Source organism: Nonomuraea monospora, assembly GCF_039531895.1.
Lineage (GTDB): Bacteria > Actinomycetota > Actinomycetes > Streptosporangiales > Streptosporangiaceae > Nonomuraea > Nonomuraea monospora.
Map to the genome: position 1 here is coordinate 1 of NZ_BAAAQX010000064.1, position 18694 is coordinate 18694.

An 18694-nucleotide genomic window follows, 5' to 3' on the forward strand; every position below is an offset into this window, starting at 1 on the left:
GACGGCGGGCGGCGGCGGACGGCGGGCGCAGGCGGCGGCGTCGGGCGCAGACGCCGGACGGCGGCGGGCGTGAGCGGCGCACGCCAAGTCCGGATATGTCGTAACCTGCCGGAATGCTCGATCATCATCTCGACGCGCTCCTGCAAGCGGCCAACGACCGCGACCCCGACCGGCTCTTCGAGCACGCCTCCCAGCTCTACGCCGCCACCGAGCACACCGACAAGGCGACCCTGTCGGCCGTGGCGGCCCGGTTCGGCACGGTCTTCGACCTGGTCCCGCCCGGCATCGGCGCCCGCCTCGGCATCGTGGCCGGCGCGCTGGCGGAGCGCGGCGCCGACCCCGTCCCGCTGGCCGAGCCGCTCGTGGAGCAGTTGACGGGGCTGCTGGAGCAGTCGGCCAGGTTCGCCGAGGCCTGGCGGAAGGCCACCGGCGAGGACCCGCCGGAGCCGGACGACGAGGACCCGGCGTGGATGCCGAGCGCGGCGGGCCGCCTGACCGGCCTGCCGCAGGAGGAGGCGTTCGCGCTGGCCGACGCGTGGGCGAACCTGTACATGGCGCACATGCCGGTCCTGTCCATCCTGCAGCTCTCCGCGCAGGTACGGGCCGCGCTGCCTGGCCGCGAGCGCCTGGTGCGGGCCCTGACGGCGGTGATCGAGGACCGCCCCGACCTGGAGTGGCTGGCCGGCCTGCTCGCCGTGCTGGAGGACGAGCACCTGATCGTCCTGCACAGGGAGACCGGCCGCGGGTACGAGGTCGTCATCGGCGGGATCGGCGACAACTTCCAGCTCCACACCCTGCTGGCGGACGTGGTGAGCGGCCCGGCCGACCACGGCCTGATCGAGGGCGTGCAGCCGGACCCTGAGTGGGTGCTGAACGCCACGGACGGCGACGCGGAGCCGGAGGACGGCCCGGTCAGCGGCCAGTTCAACCTGGTGGACGCCTACGGCAAGTGGATCTGGAACGAGGGCGTCCCCGCGGACATCCCCCAGGTGGACGGGGTGCGGGTGGTCGTGCTCGACCCGCCGCCGTACGAGCGGTCCTGGAGCCCCGGCAGGCGCTACCCGATGATGACCGGCACCATCCGCCTGGAGCGGATCCTGCGCGCCGACGAGGCGGCGGCCTGGATGTCCGTGATCTCCCCCGAGAGCGACTCCCAGTAGCAGGCGTCAGGCGGCGCACCTCCCGGTCGTACTGGTGACGGCCCACAGCACGCGGGCGGGCAGCGGCATCAGGCCGGGGAACGCGCGCCGCTCCCCGTCGGTGGCGTCCTCCAGCAGGGCGCCGAGCTGGATGAGCAGCCGGTCCTCGGTCAGGTGGGGGCGGGCGCACTCGCTGAGCCGGTCCCGCTCCTGCCTGGTCAGGTGTTCGGCGACCAGCGGAGGCTCAACCCTTACGATGTGGGGCATGAAGCGCCCTCTCGGAGAGCTCGAATCCACGATCATGGACAGGTTGTGGTCCTACCGCAGACCGGCTTCCGTCCGTGACGTGCTCGAAGACCTCCGTACGGAGCGCGAGATCGCCTACACCACGGTGATGACCGTGATGGACAAGCTGCACACCAAGGGCCTGCTCAGGCGGGAGCCGGTCGGCCGGGCCTACGTGTACGAGCCGATCGCCACCAAGGAGGCCTACACGGCCGAGCTGATGCGGCACGCGCTGGCCGCCAGCGGCAACCAGGCGGCCACGCTGGTGCACTTCCTCGAACGCCTCACTCCGGAGGAGGCCACCGCGCTGGAGACGGCGCTCCAGGTCGTCCCGCCCGGCAACCGCCGCCCGTAGGGGCGCTCACCTTTACGTCCGCCTCTCCTGGAGAGAGGCTGGACGCTAGGGAGGTGGTCGTCATGGAGTACAAGCAGTGGAACATCCAGATCTGGATCAGCGAGGACGACGAGGACGCCCTGACCACGGCCACGGCCGTGCTGTTCACCCCCGACGGCAAGCGGCACGAGAGCGTGGCGCACGCCCGCCGCAACCCGGATGACCGGCCCGTTCCGGGGATCGGCGACGAGCTGGCCGCCGGGCGGGCGCTGTCGGACCTGGCCTCGAAGCTGATCGAGGACGGCGCGCAGGACATCGCCCAGATGGCGAGCCCTGCCCGACCGTAAAGAGCCCTGACCGTAAAGAGCCCTGACCGTACCGTAAAGAGCTCTGATCAGAGGAGGCCGGCGGCGGCGAGCAGCTTGCCGATCCGGCCGACCTCGTCCTCGTTCAGCGGGATCTGCGGAAGGGCGGTGACCGGGCAGTCGATGACGCCGCGCAGGTGCAGCGCGGCCTTGAACGCCCCGAGCCCCGACGAGCTGCCGCCCATCCGGCTCCCGCCGACGTGGACGATCTCGAACAGCCTGACCAGGCGCTCCTGCTCGGCCCTGGCCGCCTCCCAGTCGCCGCGGGAGGCGCAGCGGAACAGCTCGGCGTACCCCCGCGGGTCCACGTTGCCCAGCCCGGGCACCACGCCGTCGGCGCCCATCCACAGCGCGGAGTCGACGGTCACCTCCGACCCGGTGAGCACGCTGAACGGCGCCTCGCGGCCCATGACGACGGCGCGCAGGCCGCCGTCGTCGCCGCTGGAGTCCTTCAGCCCGGCCAGCACTCCTTCGCGGGACAGCTCCAGCACCAGGTCGGCGCTGAGCTTGGTGTGCACGGAGACCGGCAGGTCGTAGGCGTACAGGGGCAGCCCGGCCCGCGCGGCGATGGTCCTGAAGTGGGTGCGGATCTCCTCGGGATGCGTCCGCGTGTAGAACGGCGCGGTCGCGACGAGCCCCGACGCCCCGGCCGCCACGGCGACGCGCGCGTGTTCGAGCACCCGCGGCGTGGTCATGTCGATCACCCCGGCCAGCACCGGCACCTGGCCGCCCACGTGCCCGGCCACGGTCTGGAGCACCGTCCGCCGCTGCGCGTCCGTCAGGTACGCCACCTCCGACGACGATCCCAGCACGAACAGCGCGTCCACGCCGCCGGCGATCAGGTGGTCGACCAGCCGCACGAGCGACGCCGTGTCCACCTCGTACGCGGGGGTCATGGGGGTGCACACCGGAGGGATCACACCGGTCAGACTCATCTGCGCTCCTGAATCAGTTCGAGGTCGGTAGCACCCGCCGCCACCGGGTGGTGGCAGTGGAACAGGTGGTCGCCCTCGGCCGTCGCCTCGGGCATCCCGGCGGCGCAGGCGTCGTCCGCGCGCCAGCAGCGGGTGCGGAACGGGCAGCCGCTGGGCGGTCTGGTGGCCGACGGGACGACACCCACCAGCGGGATCGGGTTGATCGGCGAGATCAGCCCCGGCGTGGCGGAGAACAGCGCCCTGGTGTACGGGTGCCGCGCGCCGAGCGGCACCGACCGCGCCGGCGTCTGCTCCACGATCCTGCCCAGGTACATGGTGACCACGCGGTCGCTCATCCGGCGGACCGTCTGGATGTCGTGCGAGACGAACACCAGCGCCAGCCCCAGCCGCTCCTTCAGATCCAACAGCAGGTTGAGTATCTGCGCCCGCACCGACACGTCGAGCGCGCTGGTCGGCTCGTCGGCCACGACCAGGTCGGGTTCGAGTGCCAGCGCCCTGGCCACGGCCACGCGCTGGCGCTGGCCGCCGGAGAGCTGGCCCGGCAGCGCGTCGGCCGCCCCGGCGGGCAGCCCGACGAGGTCGAGCAGCTCGCGGACGCGGGCGTCGCGCTGGGCGGGGGTGCCGTGGCCGTGCACGTTGAGCGGGTCGCGCAGCACCTGCCTGATGGGCAGCCGCCGGTTGAGCGCCGTGGACGGGTCCTGGAAGATCATGCCGACGCTCGACCCGACCAGCTCGCGCCGCTCGGCCTCCTTCATCCCCCACAGGTCGCGGCCACGGAAGGTCACGGTGCCCGCGGTCGGCCGTTGCAACCCCACCAGCACCTTGGCCAGCGTGGACTTGCCGCAGCCCGACTCGCCCACGACGCCGACCGTCTCGCCGGGGCTGACGGTGAGGTTCGCGGCGGTCAGCGCGTACACGCGGTCGCGCCCGAACAGGCCGCCGGAGCGGGCCTTGTGCACGACGTGCACGTCGTTCAGCTCAAGCATGCTGCTCGCTCCTCACCAGCGTCTGCGCCGGGTGGTGGCAGGCCACCTGGTGCGTGGCGCTCCCTTCGAGCACCGGCTTCTCGGTACGGCACACGTCCGTGGCCATCGGGCACCGGTCGGCGAAGCGGCAGCCGGAGGGGAAGTCGGCGGGCGCCGGCACGACGCCGCGGATCTGGGTGAGCCGCTCGGCGCCCGATTCAAGCGACAGCACCGAGCCGAGCAGGCCGCGCGCGTAGTGGTGGGCGGGCCTGCCGACGAGGGCTGCGGTGACGCCGGTCTCGACGATCTGGCCGCCGTACATGACGACCACGCGGTCGGTCACGTCGGCCACCAGCGCCAGGTCGTGGGAGACGAGGATCAGCGCGAACCCCAGCTCCTCGCGCAGCTTCAGCAGCAGCTCGATGACCTGCGCCTGCACGGTGACGTCCAGCGCGGTGGTGGGCTCGTCGGCGACGATCAGCTTGGGGTCGCGCGAGAGCGCCATCGCGATCAGCACGCGCTGCCGCTGGCCGCCCGACAGCTCGTGCGGGTAGGCCGACAGGGTGCGGCGGGCGTCGAGGCCGACGAGTTCGAGCAGCTCGGTGGGGCTGCGCCGGCCGCCGCGCCGGGTGAGCTGCTTGAGCTGGGCCTTGATGGTCATGGCCGGGTTCAGCGAGGAGAGGGCGTCCTGGTAGATCATCGCCATCTCGTGGCCGAGCAGCCGGCGGCGGGCGCCCTTGGACTCGGCGAGCAGCTCCCGCTGGTCGAAGCGGACGTGGCCGCTGACGCGGGCGTCGCGGGGCTGCAGGCCCATGATGGTCAGCGCGGTCAGCGACTTGCCGCAGCCGGACTCGCCGACCAGGCCGAGCACCTCGCCAGGACGCACCTCGAACCCGATGCCGTCCACGATGTCGACGCCTTCGGCGAACCCGATGCGCAGCCGTTCGACCGCGAGGATGGGCGGGCCCTGCGGCAGCGGGCGGGCCCGCTCGGCCAGCCTGCGCGCGGCCTCCTCCAGCCCGGGCAGCTCGACGATCTCGCCGGAGCCCGGCTCGGCCTGCTCGAACGCGTCGTCGTCCGCGCGCACCTGCGCCTTGCGCGCCGCCGGGGCGGCCCAGGCGTCGGAGATGCCCTCCGACAGGATGTTCAGCGCCAGCACGGTGAGCAGGATGAGCAGGCCGGGGAAGACGGTGGCCCACCAGCCGCCGAGCAGCACCAGGTTCTTGCCGTCGGCGATGACGCTGCCCCAGGACGGGTTCGGCGGGCGCACCCCGGCGCCGATGAACGACAGCGACGCCTCGAACACGATCGCGTCGGCCACCATCACCGTGCAGAACACCAGCACCGGCGCGGCGCAGTTGATCGCGACGTGCCTGGCGATGATGTGCGGTGTGCGGGCGCCGATGACACGTTCGGCCGCCACGTAGTCCTCGCCGTACTGCGCGATCACGTTGGCCCGCACGACGCGGGCCACGGACGGCATGTAGAGGAACGCCATGGCCATGACCAGCACGGGGATGCTGCCGCCGAACACGGCCACGAGCACCGCGGCCAGCGCGATGCCGGGGAAGGCCATGATGACGTCGAGCACCCGCATCAGCGTCTCGTCCACGCCCTTGCGCGCGGTGGCGGCGACGGCGCCGAGTATCGCCCCGGCCACCAGGGCCAGCCCGGTCGCGCCGAGGCCGATGAGCAGCGACCAGCGGGCCCCGTACAGGAGCCTGGACAGGATGTCGCGGTTGGCGCTGTCGAGCCCCATCCAATGCTCCGCGGACGGCCCGCCGCCGGCGGCCGTGCCCGCTGTCGCCGGGTCCGCGACGACCTGGAAGTACGGCGAGTGCGGCGCGATCCACGGCGCCAGCACCGCGGCCAGCACGACGATCGCGAGGATGCCCACCGACACCCACGACATCGGCTTCAACCGGCGGAAGCCGAGGCCGGGCCGGGAAAGCCGCGTCGTCAGACCACGTCTCATGTGGCACTCCTGAGGCGGGGGTTGACCAGCAGGTACAGGATGTCGACGACCAGGTTGACGACCATGAAGCCGACCGCGATGGTCAGCACCACGCCCTGCACGACGGCCGGGTCGCCGTCGCGCACGGCGTTGATCATGAGCTGGCCCATGCCGGGCAGCCCGTAGATCGTCTCGATCACCACGGTGCCGCCGATCAGGTAGCCGATGCGCAGGCCGAGCACGGTCAGCGGGTTGATCAGGGCGTTGCGCAGCACGTTCCGGCCGACGACCACGATCATGGGCAGGCCGCTGCCGATCGCGGTGCGTACGTAGTCGCGGTCCAGCTCCTCCACCATCGACGTGCGGATGATGCGGGTGAGCTGGGCGGCGATCGGCAGCGACAGCGACAGGGCGGGCAGCGCCATCGACTGCAGCCAGCCGGTCAGCGAGTCGGCCGGGTTGATGTAGCCGCCCGTCGGGAAGAGCCCCTCGCCGACGGCCAGCCACTGGATCATCAGCAGGGCCAGCCAGAACGCGGGCGCCGCCACCCCGACCAGCGAAACCATGCGGATCACCTGGTCGGGCCACCGGTCGCGGAACAGCGCCGCCGTCACGCCGAAGACCAGCGACAGCACGACGGCCACGCCCAGGCCGAGGAAGGTGAGCTGCAGCGTCAGCGGCAGCGCGGTGGTCACCGACTCGATGACCGGCTTCTTGGTCAGCACGCTGGTGCCCATGTCGCCCTGCGCCAGGTCGGCGACGAACCGCACGTAGCGCAGGGGCAGCGGGTCCAGCAGGCCGTTCTCGACCTGGAACTGATGGATCTGCTCGGGGGTCGGGTTCGCGCCCTGGAAGTAGGCGTACTCCGGCTTGACGCCGGAGAAGCGCATGACGACGAACACGAACGCGACCACGCCGAGCACGAGCGGGATCAGGATGAGGAGCCGCCGCAGCAGCATCCGGAGGACGAGCGTCATGTCCTCTTGGCCTGCAGCAGGTTGATGCCGGGGTACGGCTGGGCGCGGACGCCGGACAGCTTCTTCGCATCCCAGGCGGTCATCAGCTCGTTGTGCACGACCGGGTAGAGGATGGCCTGCTCGGCCACGAAGTCCAGATACTCGTGGATCAGCTGCGTGCGCTTGGCCTTGTCGGTCTCCTTGCTGGCCTCGTCCATCATGGTGAAGAGCTTCTCGGCGTCGTCGGTGCCGTCCCAGTGGCTGTACTTCATCCACAGGCCGCCCGGCACGTAGTTGTAGTGCAGGATCAGGTCGGCGTCCATGCCGAACTGGTTGGGGTTCGAGGCCGCGGCGACCACCTGGTAGTCCTGGAACTGGTCCATCTTGGTGAACAGCGCGGCCGTGTCCTGCGGCTCCAGCGTCGTCTTGACGCCGACGGCCTCCCAGGAGGAGGCGATGGTGGGCAGGCAGTCGGCGATCCAGCTCACGTTGACGGCCATCAGGTTGATCGCCAAGTTGCTGACGCCGGCCTCCTTGAGCAGCGCCTTGGCCTTCTCCGGGTCGTAGTCGTAGACGACCGAGGCCCGCTTGTGGTCGGGGTGGCCCTCGTTGAGGAAGGAGCTGGAGGCCGTGCCGTGGCCCTTGAGCGCCACGTCGATCATCTTCTGCTTGTCGATGGCGTAGTGCAGGGCCTGGCGTACCCGGATGTCGTCGAACGGCTTGGCGGCCGTGTTGAACATCAGGAACATGTGGTTCATGCCCTTGCCGCCCTCGACCGTGAGCCCCTGCTGCTTGAGCTGGTCGACGTTGGCGTACGGGATGTTGTCGGCGATCTGCGCCTCGGCGGAGCCGCCGGAGATCTTGGCCACGCGGGCGGCGGCGTCCACGATGGTCAGCCAGTTCATCTTGGCGACCGTGGCGGGGCGCGGCCCGTTGTAGCCGTCGAACGCCTCGAACGAGGTGTTGGACTTGGGGTTGTGCGCGGTCTGCTTGTACGGCCCCGAGCCGACCGCCTTGCCGCCCTTGGCGGCGTCCCAGGCGCCCGCCTGGCTGAAGACGTGCTTCGGCATGATCTTGGCGATCGTCAGGCGCGGCGCCGCGTCCGGGAAGGGGAACTTGAAGACCAGTTCCACGCTCCTGTCGTCCACCTTCTTCACTTCCCGCAGCCAGGACTTGAAGAAGTTGCCGGTCAGGACGTTGTCGGGGCCGAGGATCCGCTCGAAGGTGAAGACCACGTCGTCGGCCGTGACGGGTTGCCCGTCGTGCCACTTGGCGCCGTCCCTGAGCGTGAACTTCCAGGTGGTGGCGTTGGTGTCGGCGGGCAGCGCGGTGGCCAGCGCGGGGTAGGGCTCGCGGGTGATCGGGTCGGTGTCGAGCAGACCCTCGTAGACGTGGTTGATGCCGGCCATGGCGAAGGCCGAGGCGGTCTGCGTCGGGTCCCAGCTCTGGTCGTTGCCGTACCCGATGACGGCGGTGATCAGGTCCTTGTTGGTCCCGGCGCCGACCGAGCCGGTCGAGGCCGGGCCTCCGGAGCAAGCGGAGAGCGTGGCCGCGATGAACGCCGCCGCACCCGTCGCCCCGCTGTAACGCAGGAAGTCGCGGCGACTGAACTCAGAGCTCACGGTTGCCTCCTGAAGAGGGGATAGGACATGGGACATCCCATGTCCTACGATGTGCGTAAGGTGGACGCTAATTGCCACCACGGCTTGAGGTCAACGGAAGATTTCCGGATTGTTACCTGTGATGAAAGGATTCTTCATGACCACAGTCCCGCGTCCGGCGCGCCCCAGCCGCGCCGTGGAAGCCCAGGAGGGCGTCAAGGACCTCATCGTCAGACGCGGGCTGGTGGCGGGCGACCCCCTCCCCACCGAGTCGGAGCTCATGGAGGAGCTCCAGGTCAGCCGCAACTCGGTACGGGAGGCGCTGAAGGCCCTGCAAGCGGTGGGCATCGTGGACATCCGCCACGGCTTCGGCATGTTCGTGGGCCGCATGTCCCTGGCCGGGCTGGTCGACGAGCTGACCTTCCACAGCCGCCTCACCCTCCAGAACGGCGCCAACCACCTCGCCCACCTGGTGCAGATCCGCGAGATCCTGGAGAGCGGCCTCGTCCAGCGGCTGATCGAGCTGGGCCCCGAGGTCGACCTGACACCGGTCGCCGACGTCATGGCGCGGATGGAGAGCGAGGCGCAGGCCGGGCTGGTCTCCCCCGAGACCGACCGCCTCTTCCACGACGTGCTCTACCGGCCGCTCGGCAACCCCCTGGTCGGCCAGCTCCTGGGCGCCTTCTGGGACGTCTACTACCAGCTCCGCGACGCGCTCGGCGCACCGGACGAGCCGCCCGCCGACGTGGCCAGGCGGCACCGCGACATCTACACGGCGGTGCTCAAGGGCGACAGGGCCGCCGCGGTGGCCGCCGTACAGGCGCACTTCGAGGGCGTGCGCAACCGGACGGCCAGGATCGGCGGCTAGGATCGGCGGCCAGGTCAGGACGCCGGCCACCGCTCGACGCGCCGCCACCGGCACCGCCACTCACTGAACCACTCGGCGAACCACGGATGCGCCCCGGCCAGCGGCATGATGTACGCCACCGTCTCCAGGTAGTACCGCCGCTGGAACCGCCACGACATGCGTTGCAGCTCCTGCACGTTGCTCACCCGGTCCGACAGCTTCACCAGCACGGCCCGCGGCGGCGCCTTCACCAGGGTGGCCAGGTAGTCGGCCTTCGAGCCGCCGCGCGGCTTGGTCACCCACCGCACCAGCGCCGACACCTCGGGCCCGAAGCGCCGCGCCACCTCCCCCTCGGTGCACGGCGTGTCCTCCAGCACGTCGTGCAGCACGGTCGCGACCAGCACCTCCCTGTCGCTCAGCCCCGCGCCGCACACCGCCACCTCCAGCGCCTCCAGCAGGTGCTCGACGTACGGCCGCCCGGTCGGCCGCTGCTGCACCCCGTGCATGCGCCGCGCGAAGGCGACCGCGTCGCGCAGGGAGGTCACGGTGGACGCGGGAAGCGCCCGGCTCAGCGGGCCCTCCGCGTGCGCCCACGACGGCCAGCTCGTGAAGATCTGCATTCCGCTCCTTCGCCTGGGTGGTGCCGCGAGCGTGTCCTAGGCTGAGAATATGGCCGAGATCGCTGTCCCAGACGGGTCATGGACGTTCAATGGGGAATTGCTGCGGATCGTCCCCGGGAGCGACAAGGACATCGACGAGCTGCGCAGGACCTTGGGTGAGGTGCGCGTCCCGCTGGAGGCGATCGCCGGCGTGGCCTTCGAGCCCGCGCGCAAGGGCGGCCACCTCCGCCTGCGGTTGCGCAAGGGCGCCGACGCGCTGTTCGACGTGGCCGCCGGGGCGCTCGGGCCGCCCGCCGACCCGTACCGGCTGGCCGTGCCGAAGGCCCGGGTGGGCGCGGCCGAGTACTTCGCCGACGAGATCCGCGACACCCTGACCGTCTACCAGACGCCCGGCGGCCCCTGCGACGACTACCTGCTGCCCGTCCCCGACGTGCCCATCTCCGCCTCGGCGGGCGACGGCGCGGCGCTCTTCGACGGCGAGCGCGTACGGCTGGAGTGGACCGGCTGGGCGAGCACGGAGAAGGAGAAGGCGGGCCCGCAGGAGTTCCCGCTGTCCGACGTCTCCGGCGTGGAGTGGAAGCCGCAGTCCGGCATGGGCTACGGCACGTTGCGCTTCCGGATCAAGGGCGAGGCGCCGAGCGCCAGGCCGCCGCAGAAGGATCTGCGCTGCGTGTCCTGGGGCATCCAGCGGTTCGGCGGCGCGACGGCGCTGGTGGCCGCGGCCGTGCTGGCCCGGCTGCCGCGCGAGCAGCCCGAACTGCCCGCCGCGCCGCCGCCGGTCGCCGACGACGTGCACGACGCGGTCCTGCGCCGGCTGGCCGAGCTGGGCCAGTTACACCGTTCCGGGGTGCTGACGGACGAGGAGTTCGCCACTGCCAAGCAGGCGATGATCCGGCGGCTCCAGGAGTCGTAGCGACTACTCTTCGACTACGATCGGCTGCGCAAAGTAACGGGCAGCGATCGTTTCAGGAGGGGCAATGTCCAGGGGAACACTCATCGCAGCGGCTGCGGGCGGGCTCATCGCGCTGATGTCGGCCGGGCTGCCGTCGTCCGCGTCGGCGGCGGCCACGGTGCTGAGATGCGACACCTACGTGCACGCCAACGACAACGACCTCGGCATCGCCGCCTGCAGCAACCCCACGGGCCAGAGCTGGGTCTTCCGGGCCGTGGTCGTCTGCGGCAGGGCGCCGGACGTGGTGGGCGAGTGGGTGACGCTCCCACCCGGCGGCTACGGGGAGTCGCAGGGCTACTGCGGAGGCATCTTCACCAGCGGGGTCGGCGCCGTCGGGGTGGACGAGCGGCCCGCCTGAGCGGGAAAGACGAAGGGCACCGTCGTCGAGACGGTGCCCTTGTCGGTGGTGGTGCGCCGCCAGGGACTCGAACCCCGGACCCGCTGATTAAGAGTCAGCTGCTCTAACCAACTGAGCTAGCGGCGCAACAAGAGAAACTCTATCAGCCGCCGCACAGTGGTCGTGCCGGGTCATCCCAGGCGGGTGGCCAGCTTCTGGTACGCCCCGATCACCAGATCCCAGAACGCGGGCACGTCCACGGCCGTCGCCACCAGGGCGTTCGCCTCCCGTCCCGACACCCTGAAGTCCGTCACCGTCATGCCGCGGGTGTACTGCCCGGCGGTCTCCACGTTCACGACGGCGGGCACGCAGGTGAACAGCGTGGGGTCGAGCACGTACGCCACCGCGCACGCGTCATGGATGGCCGGGCCGCCCTCGGCCGTCACCACCCCGTAGAACTGCGCGGCCGGCACCAGCAGGTCGGCCAGCCGCCCGAGCGGCCGCATCCGGTCCAGCACGCCCCCGTCGACCATGGCCTTGAGCGTCACGTCGAGCCCGAGCATGGTCACCGTCCACCCGGCCTCGAACACGATCGCCGCCGCCTCGGGGTCGGCCAGCATGTTGAACTCGGCCGCCGGGTTGTGGTTGCCGCGCGTGTAGGAGCCGCCCATGATGACCAGGTCGCGGGCCCACTCGACGACGCGCGGCTCGCGGCGTACGGCGAGGGCGAGGTTCGACAGCGGCCCCACGGCCACCAGCGTGATCTCGCCGGGGGCGGCCTTCAGCGTCTCGATGATGAAGTCGACCGCGTGCCCCTCGGACGGCCCCCGCTCCGGCGTCGGCAAGACCACGTCGCCCAGCCCGGTGTCGCCGTGCACGGCGGTGGCCCTGACCGTGCGGTGCAGCAGCGCGCCCGCGCTGCCCGGCGTCACCGGCACGTCGCCCATCTGGAGGAACTCCCGCAGCGCCACCGCGTTCGCGGTGGTCAGCTCCAGGTCGACGTTGCCGCCCACCGTGGTCACGCCTACGAGGTCGAGGGAGTCGGCGGAGCCTGCCGCCAGCGCCAGGGCGAGCGCGTCGTCGATGCCGGGGTCACAGTCGATGAGAACTTTCTTCACATAACCGGAGGATACGCATGGATCGGGCCGGGCAGTTCCCCCAAAGCTGCCCGGCCCGATCACTGGCGGTCCAGGCCGGCGCTTTCCCCCAAAAGCGCCGGCGGTCCCGCACTAGCGAACCGCGGTCCCCCTCCGCGTCCGCATCGGTGAAGGTCGTTCGGTCAGTTGCTGAGCTCCTGACCTGCTACAACGCTACCGAGAGGAATGCAACGGTCGCGTCATAACGGGGTCGAATATCTGTCTTATCCGCCTACGGAAGCTCCAACCGCACCTCAGTGCCCTCCTGCAGCGACCGGCTCACCGTGCAGTACTTCTCGTGCACGCGCCCCGCCACCGCCCTGAACACCTCATCGGCCTGCTCGGACGGCAGCTCCACGTCGTACGTGATCGTCACAGGACCGAGCTTGTTCGGCTCGGCCTTCTCCGCCTGGACGCTCATCTCCAGCCGCACCAGCCGATGACCGCGCTTGGCGGTGAGCGGCTCGACGGTCACGATGTTGCATCCGCCCACCGCGGCCAGCAGCAACTCGACCGGAGTGAACACCCCGTCCTGGTCACCGCCACCGATGAGCACCTCGGCGCCACGGGCGTTGGTGGCCCGGAATCCGCCCTCTTCAGTCCGCTCGACACGTACGTTAGCCATGTTTCAGACCCTACTCAGGAAGCTTTAATGTTCGTTCAGCATCGTGAAGTCATGGCTAGCGAGGTGAATGTTCATCAGGGCCCGATCCTCTTCTGGAGCGGGGTCGCGGTGGCCGAGTTCGGCGCGATCGGGCCTGGTTTCGGTTACCCGTGGTCCCCTACCGCCTTCGCGGCGTCCGCGCTGCTGGTGACGCTGGGGCTGCTCAGCGCCAAGGCCGCCGACTACCTGCGCACCGAGGAGGCCAGGCAGCGCCTGCGGCTCGGCGGCTACCTCGCCGGCGCCCTGCTGGTGGCACACCAGTTCAGCTCCACCGCCCACGTGACCAGCCTCAGCCGGGTGGGCTCACTCCTGCTGTACGCGATGGCGGCCGTCATGGCGGTGCTGAGCCACCGGCTCCCCGACGAGACCCGTCCCTCCTTACTGATCGCCACCGGCCTCGACGCCGGCTCGCTGCGCGAACGCCTGGCCGGCGCGACGGACACCGTGGCCGTCTACCGCACCGACCGCGCCACCGACGAGCTGCTCGACCTGCAGACCCGCTACGGCCTCATCCTCGTCGTCGGCGACGAGCACGACCCGCGGGCCAAGGAGCGGGTGAGCGCCTCCGGCCTGAGCCGCGAGATCCCCGACATCGCCGACCGCCAGGTGGTCGTGGCAGGTCCGCGGCGGTTCAAGCGGTACGTGGGAGGCGCCCTGTCACGCCTCGCCATCCCCAAGTCACAGATTCATTTCAAATCCGGGCAAAAGGTTTAGGCCCACCATACGCCTCACCTGACAGCGTGGATTCCAGGACAAGGAGGCAAGGTGACGACTTCTCAGATCGCCCAGTCCACGACGACGTTCCCAGGAAGCGCCCGTGTCGAGATGGTCATGGGGCAACCGGTGAGCGTGGACATCCGCACGGCGCTCCCCGCCCGCGAGCTGACCCCGCTGCTCGACGACGCGTTCGCCTGGCTGCGGTGGGTGGACGACACCTTCGACCCGGCCCGCGACGACAGCCAGATCGCCCGGCTCAACCGCGGCGGGACGATCGAACAGGTCCCCGAACTCATCGAGGTCCTGCACCGCTGCGAAACGCTCAGCGAAGCCACCGGCGGCTGGTTCGAACCCCGCATCGGCGGCGTCATCGACCCGTCCGGCTACCTCAAGGGCTGGGCACTGGAACGCCTCTCGCGCGCCCTCGCCAACGCCGGCGCCGGCGACCACCGCATCACCGCGGGCAACGACATCAGAGTGCGCGGCTCCTCCGCGCCGGGCAGGCGCTGGCGCGTCGGCATCCGCGACCCGCGCACCGGCGCCGTCCGCAAGGTCGTCTTCGCGCACGACCTGGGCGTCGCCACCTCGGGCGGCTCGTCCGTCGTCGACCCGCACACCGGGCAGGTCGTGGACGCGCTCGGCTCCGTCACCGTCATCGGGCCCGACCTCGGGATGGCCGATGGGTACGCCACCGCGATCTACGCCATGGGGGCCGTCAGGGGGCGGCGGTTCGCGGGGGAGCTGGCTCGGGCGGGGGCGTACGAGACCATGATCGTCGGCAGGGACGGGCAGGAGGTCGTCACGCCCGGGTTCCTGGACTACAGCGGGAAGGGGGCGCGACTCGCGGGCTGACAGCCTGCGGGACACGAGCCCCCCGGCCCTCCGCGCGCCCGGCACGTCGGCACGCCCGGCACCTCAGCACGCCCGACACGTCGGCACGCCCGGCACCTCAGCGCACTCAGCACTTCAGCAGGCGCAGCCTCTCGGCGAGCCAGCAGGCGTCGCAGGCGCAGCCTCGGCGCGCCCAGCAGGCCCGGCTGGCGCAGCGAGCGCAGCCGCCCAGCAGGCGCAGCCGCTCGGCGCGCTCAGCACGGCGCGGCCCTCCGCCGCCTCTCCGGGGCAGGAGTGGCCCGTCGCCTGCACAGCGCTCCGCCGATCTTGCCTCGCCCGCTGAGGCGCCACGCCTGCTGAGCGAGCCGAGCTGTGCCGTGCGAGCGTGCCGTGCGCTGAGCGTGCTGAGCGTGCTGAGCGGGCCGTGCCGAGCGGGCCGTGCCGAGCGGGCCGTGCCGAGCGGGCCGTGCCGAGCGGGCCGTGCCGAGCGGGCCGTGCCGAGCGGGCCGTGCCGAGCGGGCCGTGCCGAGCGGGCCGTGCCGAGCGGGCCGGTGCCGCCTGAGGCGGGTGACACGCGCCCCACCACGCTAGGCGTCGGGATGTTTCCGCAAATAATCGATGTACACCGGCCGCAACGCCTCACCCAGCTTGCCCTCACCCGCCGCGATGGCATCACTGAGCAAAGCGGACACCTTACTGAGATCGTTGGCAGTCTCGTTGGCATGACCGCTGGCCGCCTCAGCCGCCGGGATGACCTTCAACAGTTCCCACAGGAACCCCAGGTCCCCATGCCGCACGGCATACCGCACGGCCCTCTCGTGCAACTCGTTGGCCGGCAGCGACTCGAGCCCGTTAGCGTCCATTTCGCTCCCTCCCCTGCACGCCTGTTCCCTCGTTGGGCCGACGATAACCGGGACTACGCACAGTGACGGCCGGGCATCGTAGTGACTACGCCCTCTATCGAGCACCGATCTCAAGTGGGAGGATCATTCAGCGTGAGATTCATCATCAGAACCATCGCCGCCGCGGTGGCCTTGTGGGTGGCCATCCAGTTCATCGACGGCATCGACGTCGACGCCCCCACCAACTCGGCCACGTACTGGGGTGTCCTGCTCCTCGTGGCGTTGATCTTCGGGCTGGTCAACGCCATCGTCAAGCCCATCGTGAAGGCCCTGGGGTGCGCGGTGATCGTGCTGACCCTGGGCCTGTTCCTCCTCGTGATCAACGCGGCCATGCTGTACCTGACGAGCTGGATCGCGGGCCAGTTCGACATCCCCTTCCACGTGGACAACTTCTACCCGGCGGCCTTCTGGGGCGCCGTCATCATCAGCGTGGTGAGCTGGGCGCTCGGCCTGTTCATCCCCGACAACGACTGACCACTCCCCATGGAGCTCGACGGCGCCGGCCTGACCTGCGCACAGGTTCACGAGGTCGCGTACGGCGGGGCCCGGGTCACGATCGCCTCGCTCGATCGCGCCCGGGCCGCGTGGGCCACCGCCCAGGAACTGACCGGCCCGGTGTACGGCAGGAGCACGGGCGTGGGCGCCAACCGCGACATCGTGGTGACGGGCGCGGGCCTCGACCTGCTGCGCAGCCACGCCATCGCCGCGGGCCCGCCCCTCCCGCCGGCGCGGGCCAGGGCCATGCTGGTGGTCAGGCTCAACCAGCTCCTCGCGGGCGGCTCCGGCGTGGACCCGGCCGTCTGCCTCGCGCTGGCGCAGGCGATCGACGAGGGCTGGACGCCGCCGCTGCACACGTACGGCGCGATCGGCACCGGCGACCTCACGGCCCTCGCCACCACCGCCCTCTGTCTCCTCGGCGAAATCCCCTGGAACCACGACAAGATGGACGGTGGTCCCCGCCACAACCTCACCTCAGCCGACGCCCTGCCGTTCATCAGCTCGGGCGCCGCCACCCTGGCCGACGCCGCCATCGCCTGCCACCGCCTGCGCATCCTTCTCGACGCGACCGTGGACGTCGCGATGATGTCGTTCACCGCCGTGGACGCCTCCCCCGAGCCACTGGCCGCCGTGGTGCAGGAGGCCCGCCCGCACCCGGGCCAGGCCGCCGTGGCCGCCAGGCTGCGCGGCCTGCTGGCCCACGACCCCACCCCCCGCATCCAGGACCCGTACGGCTTCCGCGCCTTCGCCCAGGTGCACGGCGCCGCCCTGGACGCGCTCGACCGGGCCGTCACCACGATCGAGACCGACCTCAACGCCGCCACCGAGAACCCGCTCTTCGCCGCCTCCCTGGCCTGGCACAACGGCAACTTCCACTCGGCCCCCGTGGCCCTGGCGCTGGACGCGCTGCGGGCCGCGCTGGTGCAGACGGCCCAGCTCAGCACGGCCCGCCTGGCGACGCTGATGGACCCGTCCTACACGGGCCGCCTGCCGTTCCTGGCCGACCGCGCCGGCGCGTCCGGTGCGCTGATCCTCGAGTACGTGGCCCAGGACGCCCTGGCCGACCTGCGCCACCTGGCGAACCCGGCGACGACGGGCACGGCGGTGATCTCGCGCGGCGTGGAGGACCACGCGGGGTTCGCCACCCAGGCCGCCCGCCACACGCTGCGTTGCGTGGAGCCGCTGGAGCTCGTGCTGGCGTGCGAGCGCACCGCCGCCGCCCGCGCCCTGGGCTCCCCCGCCCCTGACCGCCCGCTCACGGAGGATCTGGAGCACTCCCGCCACGTACTGTCAGCGGGCGGGAGCGTCTCCGGACTGTCAGCGGGCGCAAGCGTCTCCGGGCCGTCTGCGGGCGGGAGCGTCTCCGGACTGTCTGGGGGCGCGAGCCTCTCCGGGCCGTCTGCGGGCGGGAACGTTTCAGGGCACCCGGGCGACGGACCCGCGCTCCCTGAGCGTGGGCTTCTGCATGACGCGCCGCCGCCTGGCGCCGCCGTCGGCCGCCGCCGAGATGAGCCGCACCGCGGCCCGGATGATGCCCGCGATGTCCCAGTCGACGGTGGTGAGCCCTGGTGACAGCAGCCCCGACATCGGATGGTCGTCGTAGCCCATGACGGACACGTCGCCGGGGATCGACAGCCCCAGCTCCTGGGCCGCCGCGTACACGCCGTAGGCGATCGAGTCGGCGAAGCAGAACACGGCGCTCGGTTTGTCGCCGCTGAGCAGCTCGTGGGCGGCGGCGGTGGCGCCGGCCAGCCCGTGGGGCGCGGTGGCGACCTCGATGTCCAGCCCCAGCCGGTCGGCCTCGGCCGTGACGTGCACGTCGGCGGGCCGGTCGGGGGTGCTGGCCTGGGTGGAGGTGAGCACGGCGACGCGGCGGTGGCCGAGGGCGCGCAGGTGCTCCAGGGCGAGCGTCACCCCGCTGCGGTTGTCGAAGACGACCTCGCCGGCCGTGCCGGAGATGGAGTCGCCGATCGCGACGACCGGCAACGACTCGCACAGCTCGGGCCAGAACGCGGCGGCCGGGTCGATCGGCTGCACGATCATGCCGTCGACGCGCTGGTCGCGGAGCTGCTGGGCCAGGGCCCGCTCTCTGGCCGGGTCGCCGAATGCGTCGAGGATGAGGGCGTAGCGGTCTTTCTCCCGCAGCCCTCTGCTGATGCCGACCGCCAGGGACTGCTGCCAGAGGTCCTCCAGCGAGCCGCACAGCAGGCCGATCATCCCGGTGCGCCCGCTGGCCAGGGCTCTGGCGATGGGATCGGCCTCGTAGCCGAGCTCGGCCGCGGCGGCGCGCACCCGCTCCATGGTCTCCTCCGACACCTGCAGGCCGCGTAGCGCGTAGGAGACGGCCGCCGGTGACAGGCCTGTGGCCTGGGCCACCTCACGGATCGTCGCTCTCTTGCGAGGCATTACGCCAGCCTATTGCGTGAGGCCGACAGAAGCAGATTCCCTGTCAGTGAATTGTCAGATTTGCCGACCCGTGTCCCCAGGTGGGGGCGCGTCGAGCAGCGCTCGCCGCAGTTCGTGGCGGCCTCGTGTGAGCTGTACCACCGTTGACAAGGCGGATGTGAAGCGGTTCACTGAACCGTATCACTGAAACGGTTCAAGGCGAAGATGTCACAGCGCAGAGCGTTTACATGTATTGTGAGTAGGAAATAGC

General features: G+C 71.1%; 20 protein-coding genes, 1 tRNA gene and 1 pseudogene. 10 read left to right on the forward strand and 12 right to left on the reverse strand.

What is annotated here, in order from left to right; all coding sequences use genetic code 11:
• The first annotated feature begins 113 nt into the window (after positions 1 to 113).
• Positions 114 to 1160, forward strand: a complete 1047-nt coding sequence (locus ABD331_RS57820; protein WP_344495644.1) for a hypothetical protein — start codon at positions 114 to 116, stop codon at positions 1158 to 1160.
• Between the two features lie 6 nt (positions 1161 to 1166).
• On the opposite strand, the gene ABD331_RS57825 is transcribed toward ABD331_RS57820, so the two are convergent.
• Positions 1167 to 1406 carry a hypothetical protein gene (locus ABD331_RS57825; protein WP_344495646.1) on the reverse strand — a complete coding sequence of 80 codons (240 nt, stop codon included), beginning with the start codon at positions 1404 to 1406 and terminating at the stop codon, positions 1167 to 1169.
• Here ABD331_RS57825 and ABD331_RS57830 point away from each other — a divergent pair.
• A complete protein-coding gene (locus ABD331_RS57830) occupies positions 1405 to 1779 on the forward strand; it encodes a BlaI/MecI/CopY family transcriptional regulator (RefSeq protein WP_148442255.1) in 375 nt (124 codons plus the stop codon). The two genes, ABD331_RS57825 and ABD331_RS57830, sit on opposite strands and share 2 nt — an antisense overlap.
• A 62-nt stretch (positions 1780 to 1841) precedes the next feature.
• The gene (locus ABD331_RS57835) at positions 1842 to 2105 is read left to right on the forward strand and encodes a DUF1876 domain-containing protein (RefSeq protein ID WP_344495649.1); all 264 of its coding nucleotides are present in this window, start codon (positions 1842 to 1844) and stop codon (positions 2103 to 2105) included.
• Positions 2106 to 2152: 47 nt separating this feature from the next.
• Here ABD331_RS57835 and ABD331_RS57840 read toward each other — a convergent pair whose 3' ends face one another.
• The 5 genes from ABD331_RS57840 to ABD331_RS57860 are packed head-to-tail and all read right to left on the reverse strand — an operon-like array spanning position 2153 to position 8555.
• On the reverse strand, positions 2153 to 3058 hold the full coding sequence (locus ABD331_RS57840; RefSeq protein WP_344495651.1) for a dihydrodipicolinate synthase family protein: 906 nt from the start codon (positions 3056 to 3058) through the stop codon (positions 2153 to 2155).
• On the reverse strand, positions 3055 to 4044 hold the full coding sequence (locus tag ABD331_RS57845; protein ID WP_344495653.1) for an ABC transporter ATP-binding protein: 990 nt from the start codon (positions 4042 to 4044) through the stop codon (positions 3055 to 3057). Before ABD331_RS57845 ends, ABD331_RS57840 begins: the two co-directional genes overlap by 4 nt.
• The gene (locus ABD331_RS57850) at positions 4037 to 5998 is read right to left on the reverse strand and encodes a dipeptide/oligopeptide/nickel ABC transporter permease/ATP-binding protein (RefSeq protein ID WP_344495655.1); all 1962 of its coding nucleotides are present in this window, start codon (positions 5996 to 5998) and stop codon (positions 4037 to 4039) included. Before ABD331_RS57850 ends, ABD331_RS57845 begins: the two co-directional genes overlap by 8 nt.
• Positions 5995 to 6954: an ABC transporter permease gene (locus ABD331_RS57855; protein ID WP_344495657.1), complete on the reverse strand. Its 960-nt coding sequence runs from the start codon at positions 6952 to 6954 to the stop codon at positions 5995 to 5997. The genes ABD331_RS57850 and ABD331_RS57855 overlap by 4 nt, the downstream gene beginning before the upstream one ends.
• Complete coding sequence (locus ABD331_RS57860) at positions 6951 to 8555, reverse strand: ABC transporter substrate-binding protein (RefSeq protein WP_344495659.1); 1605 nt, start codon at positions 8553 to 8555, stop codon at positions 6951 to 6953. Before ABD331_RS57860 ends, ABD331_RS57855 begins: the two co-directional genes overlap by 4 nt.
• A gap of 136 nt (positions 8556 to 8691) precedes the next feature.
• On the opposite strand from ABD331_RS57860, the gene ABD331_RS57865 reads away from it, so the two are divergent.
• Complete coding sequence (locus ABD331_RS57865) at positions 8692 to 9402, forward strand: FadR/GntR family transcriptional regulator (RefSeq protein ID WP_344495661.1); 711 nt, start codon at positions 8692 to 8694, stop codon at positions 9400 to 9402.
• Positions 9403 to 9416: 14 nt separating this feature from the next.
• On the opposite strand, the gene ABD331_RS57870 is transcribed toward ABD331_RS57865, so the two are convergent.
• Complete coding sequence (locus tag ABD331_RS57870) at positions 9417 to 10001, reverse strand: HD domain-containing protein (protein ID WP_344495663.1); 585 nt, start codon at positions 9999 to 10001, stop codon at positions 9417 to 9419.
• Between the two features lie 49 nt (positions 10002 to 10050).
• Between ABD331_RS57870 and ABD331_RS57875 the strand changes: the two genes are divergently transcribed.
• Both ABD331_RS57875 and ABD331_RS57880 read left to right on the forward strand, forming a co-directional pair.
• Positions 10051 to 10914, forward strand: a complete 864-nt coding sequence (locus ABD331_RS57875; protein ID WP_344495665.1) for a DUF4429 domain-containing protein — start codon at positions 10051 to 10053, stop codon at positions 10912 to 10914.
• A 64-nt stretch (positions 10915 to 10978) separates the two neighbouring features.
• A complete protein-coding gene (locus ABD331_RS57880) occupies positions 10979 to 11311 on the forward strand; it encodes a hypothetical protein (protein WP_344495667.1) in 333 nt (110 codons plus the stop codon).
• Positions 11312 to 11360: 49 nt separating this feature from the next.
• On the opposite strand, the gene ABD331_RS57885 is transcribed toward ABD331_RS57880, so the two are convergent.
• The 3 genes from ABD331_RS57885 to ABD331_RS57895 form a co-directional block, all read right to left on the reverse strand.
• Positions 11361 to 11437, reverse strand: a tRNA-Lys gene (locus tag ABD331_RS57885).
• A 44-nt stretch (positions 11438 to 11481) separates the two neighbouring features.
• On the reverse strand, positions 11482 to 12408 hold the full coding sequence (locus ABD331_RS57890; protein ID WP_344495669.1) for a nucleoside hydrolase: 927 nt from the start codon (positions 12406 to 12408) through the stop codon (positions 11482 to 11484).
• 250 nt (positions 12409 to 12658) lie between these two features.
• Positions 12659 to 13051, reverse strand: coding sequence for an OsmC family protein (locus ABD331_RS57895; protein ID WP_344495671.1), 393 nt, complete (start codon positions 13049 to 13051; stop codon positions 12659 to 12661).
• A 51-nt stretch (positions 13052 to 13102) separates the two neighbouring features.
• Between ABD331_RS57895 and ABD331_RS57900 the strand changes: the two genes are divergently transcribed.
• Entirely contained in the window at positions 13103 to 13804 is a 702-nt protein-coding gene (locus ABD331_RS57900) for a hypothetical protein (RefSeq protein WP_344495673.1), read from the forward strand.
• Between the two features lie 51 nt (positions 13805 to 13855).
• Positions 13856 to 14659 (forward strand): FAD:protein FMN transferase, encoded by an 804-nt coding sequence (locus ABD331_RS57905; RefSeq protein ID WP_344495675.1) that lies wholly within the window; start codon positions 13856 to 13858, stop codon positions 14657 to 14659.
• A gap of 566 nt (positions 14660 to 15225) precedes the next feature.
• Here the strand turns inward: ABD331_RS57905 and ABD331_RS57910 are convergent.
• Entirely contained in the window at positions 15226 to 15501 is a 276-nt protein-coding gene (locus tag ABD331_RS57910) for a hypothetical protein (protein WP_148442270.1), read from the reverse strand.
• A gap of 132 nt (positions 15502 to 15633) precedes the next feature.
• Here ABD331_RS57910 and ABD331_RS57915 point away from each other — a divergent pair, with 132 nt between their 5' ends.
• Both ABD331_RS57915 and ABD331_RS57920 read left to right on the forward strand, forming a co-directional pair.
• Complete coding sequence (locus tag ABD331_RS57915; RefSeq protein WP_344495677.1) at positions 15634 to 16014, forward strand: phage holin family protein; 381 nt, start codon at positions 15634 to 15636, stop codon at positions 16012 to 16014.
• A 9-nt stretch (positions 16015 to 16023) separates the two neighbouring features.
• Positions 16024 to 17262 (forward strand): annotated as a pseudogene (locus ABD331_RS57920) (aromatic amino acid ammonia-lyase); the annotation flags it as partial.
• Between the two features lie 192 nt (positions 17263 to 17454).
• Here the strand turns inward: ABD331_RS57920 and ABD331_RS57925 are convergent.
• Positions 17455 to 18444, reverse strand: a complete 990-nt coding sequence (locus tag ABD331_RS57925) for a LacI family DNA-binding transcriptional regulator (protein ID WP_344495679.1) — start codon at positions 18442 to 18444, stop codon at positions 17455 to 17457.
• Positions 18445 to 18694: the final 250 nt, after the last annotated feature.

Excerpts from the sequence above, each read along its gene's own strand:
- ABD331_RS57875 (WP_344495665.1), top strand. The coding sequence starts at position 10,051 with ATGGCCGAGATCGCTGTCCCAGACGGGTCATGGACGTTCAATGGGGAA.
- ABD331_RS57910 (WP_148442270.1), bottom strand. The coding sequence starts at position 15,501 with ATGGACGCTAACGGGCTCGAGTCGCTGCCGGCCAACGAGTTGCACGAG.
- ABD331_RS57835 (WP_344495649.1), top strand. The coding sequence starts at position 1,842 with ATGGAGTACAAGCAGTGGAACATCCAGATCTGGATCAGCGAGGACGAC.
- ABD331_RS57840 (WP_344495651.1), bottom strand. The coding sequence starts at position 3,058 with ATGAGTCTGACCGGTGTGATCCCTCCGGTGTGCACCCCCATGACCCCC.
- ABD331_RS57825 (WP_344495646.1), bottom strand. The coding sequence starts at position 1,406 with ATGCCCCACATCGTAAGGGTTGAGCCTCCGCTGGTCGCCGAACACCTG.
- ABD331_RS57820 (WP_344495644.1), top strand. The coding sequence starts at position 114 with ATGCTCGATCATCATCTCGACGCGCTCCTGCAAGCGGCCAACGACCGC.
- ABD331_RS57830 (WP_148442255.1), top strand. The coding sequence starts at position 1,405 with ATGAAGCGCCCTCTCGGAGAGCTCGAATCCACGATCATGGACAGGTTG.
- ABD331_RS57925 (WP_344495679.1), bottom strand. The coding sequence starts at position 18,444 with ATGCCTCGCAAGAGAGCGACGATCCGTGAGGTGGCCCAGGCCACAGGC.
- ABD331_RS57845 (WP_344495653.1), bottom strand. The coding sequence starts at position 4,044 with ATGCTTGAGCTGAACGACGTGCACGTCGTGCACAAGGCCCGCTCCGGC.
- ABD331_RS57900 (WP_344495673.1), top strand. The coding sequence starts at position 13,103 with ATGGCTAGCGAGGTGAATGTTCATCAGGGCCCGATCCTCTTCTGGAGC.
- ABD331_RS57855 (WP_344495657.1), bottom strand. The coding sequence starts at position 6,954 with ATGACGCTCGTCCTCCGGATGCTGCTGCGGCGGCTCCTCATCCTGATC.
- ABD331_RS57880 (WP_344495667.1), top strand. The coding sequence starts at position 10,979 with ATGTCCAGGGGAACACTCATCGCAGCGGCTGCGGGCGGGCTCATCGCG.
- ABD331_RS57870 (WP_344495663.1), bottom strand. The coding sequence starts at position 10,001 with ATGCAGATCTTCACGAGCTGGCCGTCGTGGGCGCACGCGGAGGGCCCG.
- ABD331_RS57865 (WP_344495661.1), top strand. The coding sequence starts at position 8,692 with ATGACCACAGTCCCGCGTCCGGCGCGCCCCAGCCGCGCCGTGGAAGCC.
- ABD331_RS57895 (WP_344495671.1), bottom strand. The coding sequence starts at position 13,051 with ATGGCTAACGTACGTGTCGAGCGGACTGAAGAGGGCGGATTCCGGGCC.
- ABD331_RS57850 (WP_344495655.1), bottom strand. The coding sequence starts at position 5,998 with ATGAGACGTGGTCTGACGACGCGGCTTTCCCGGCCCGGCCTCGGCTTC.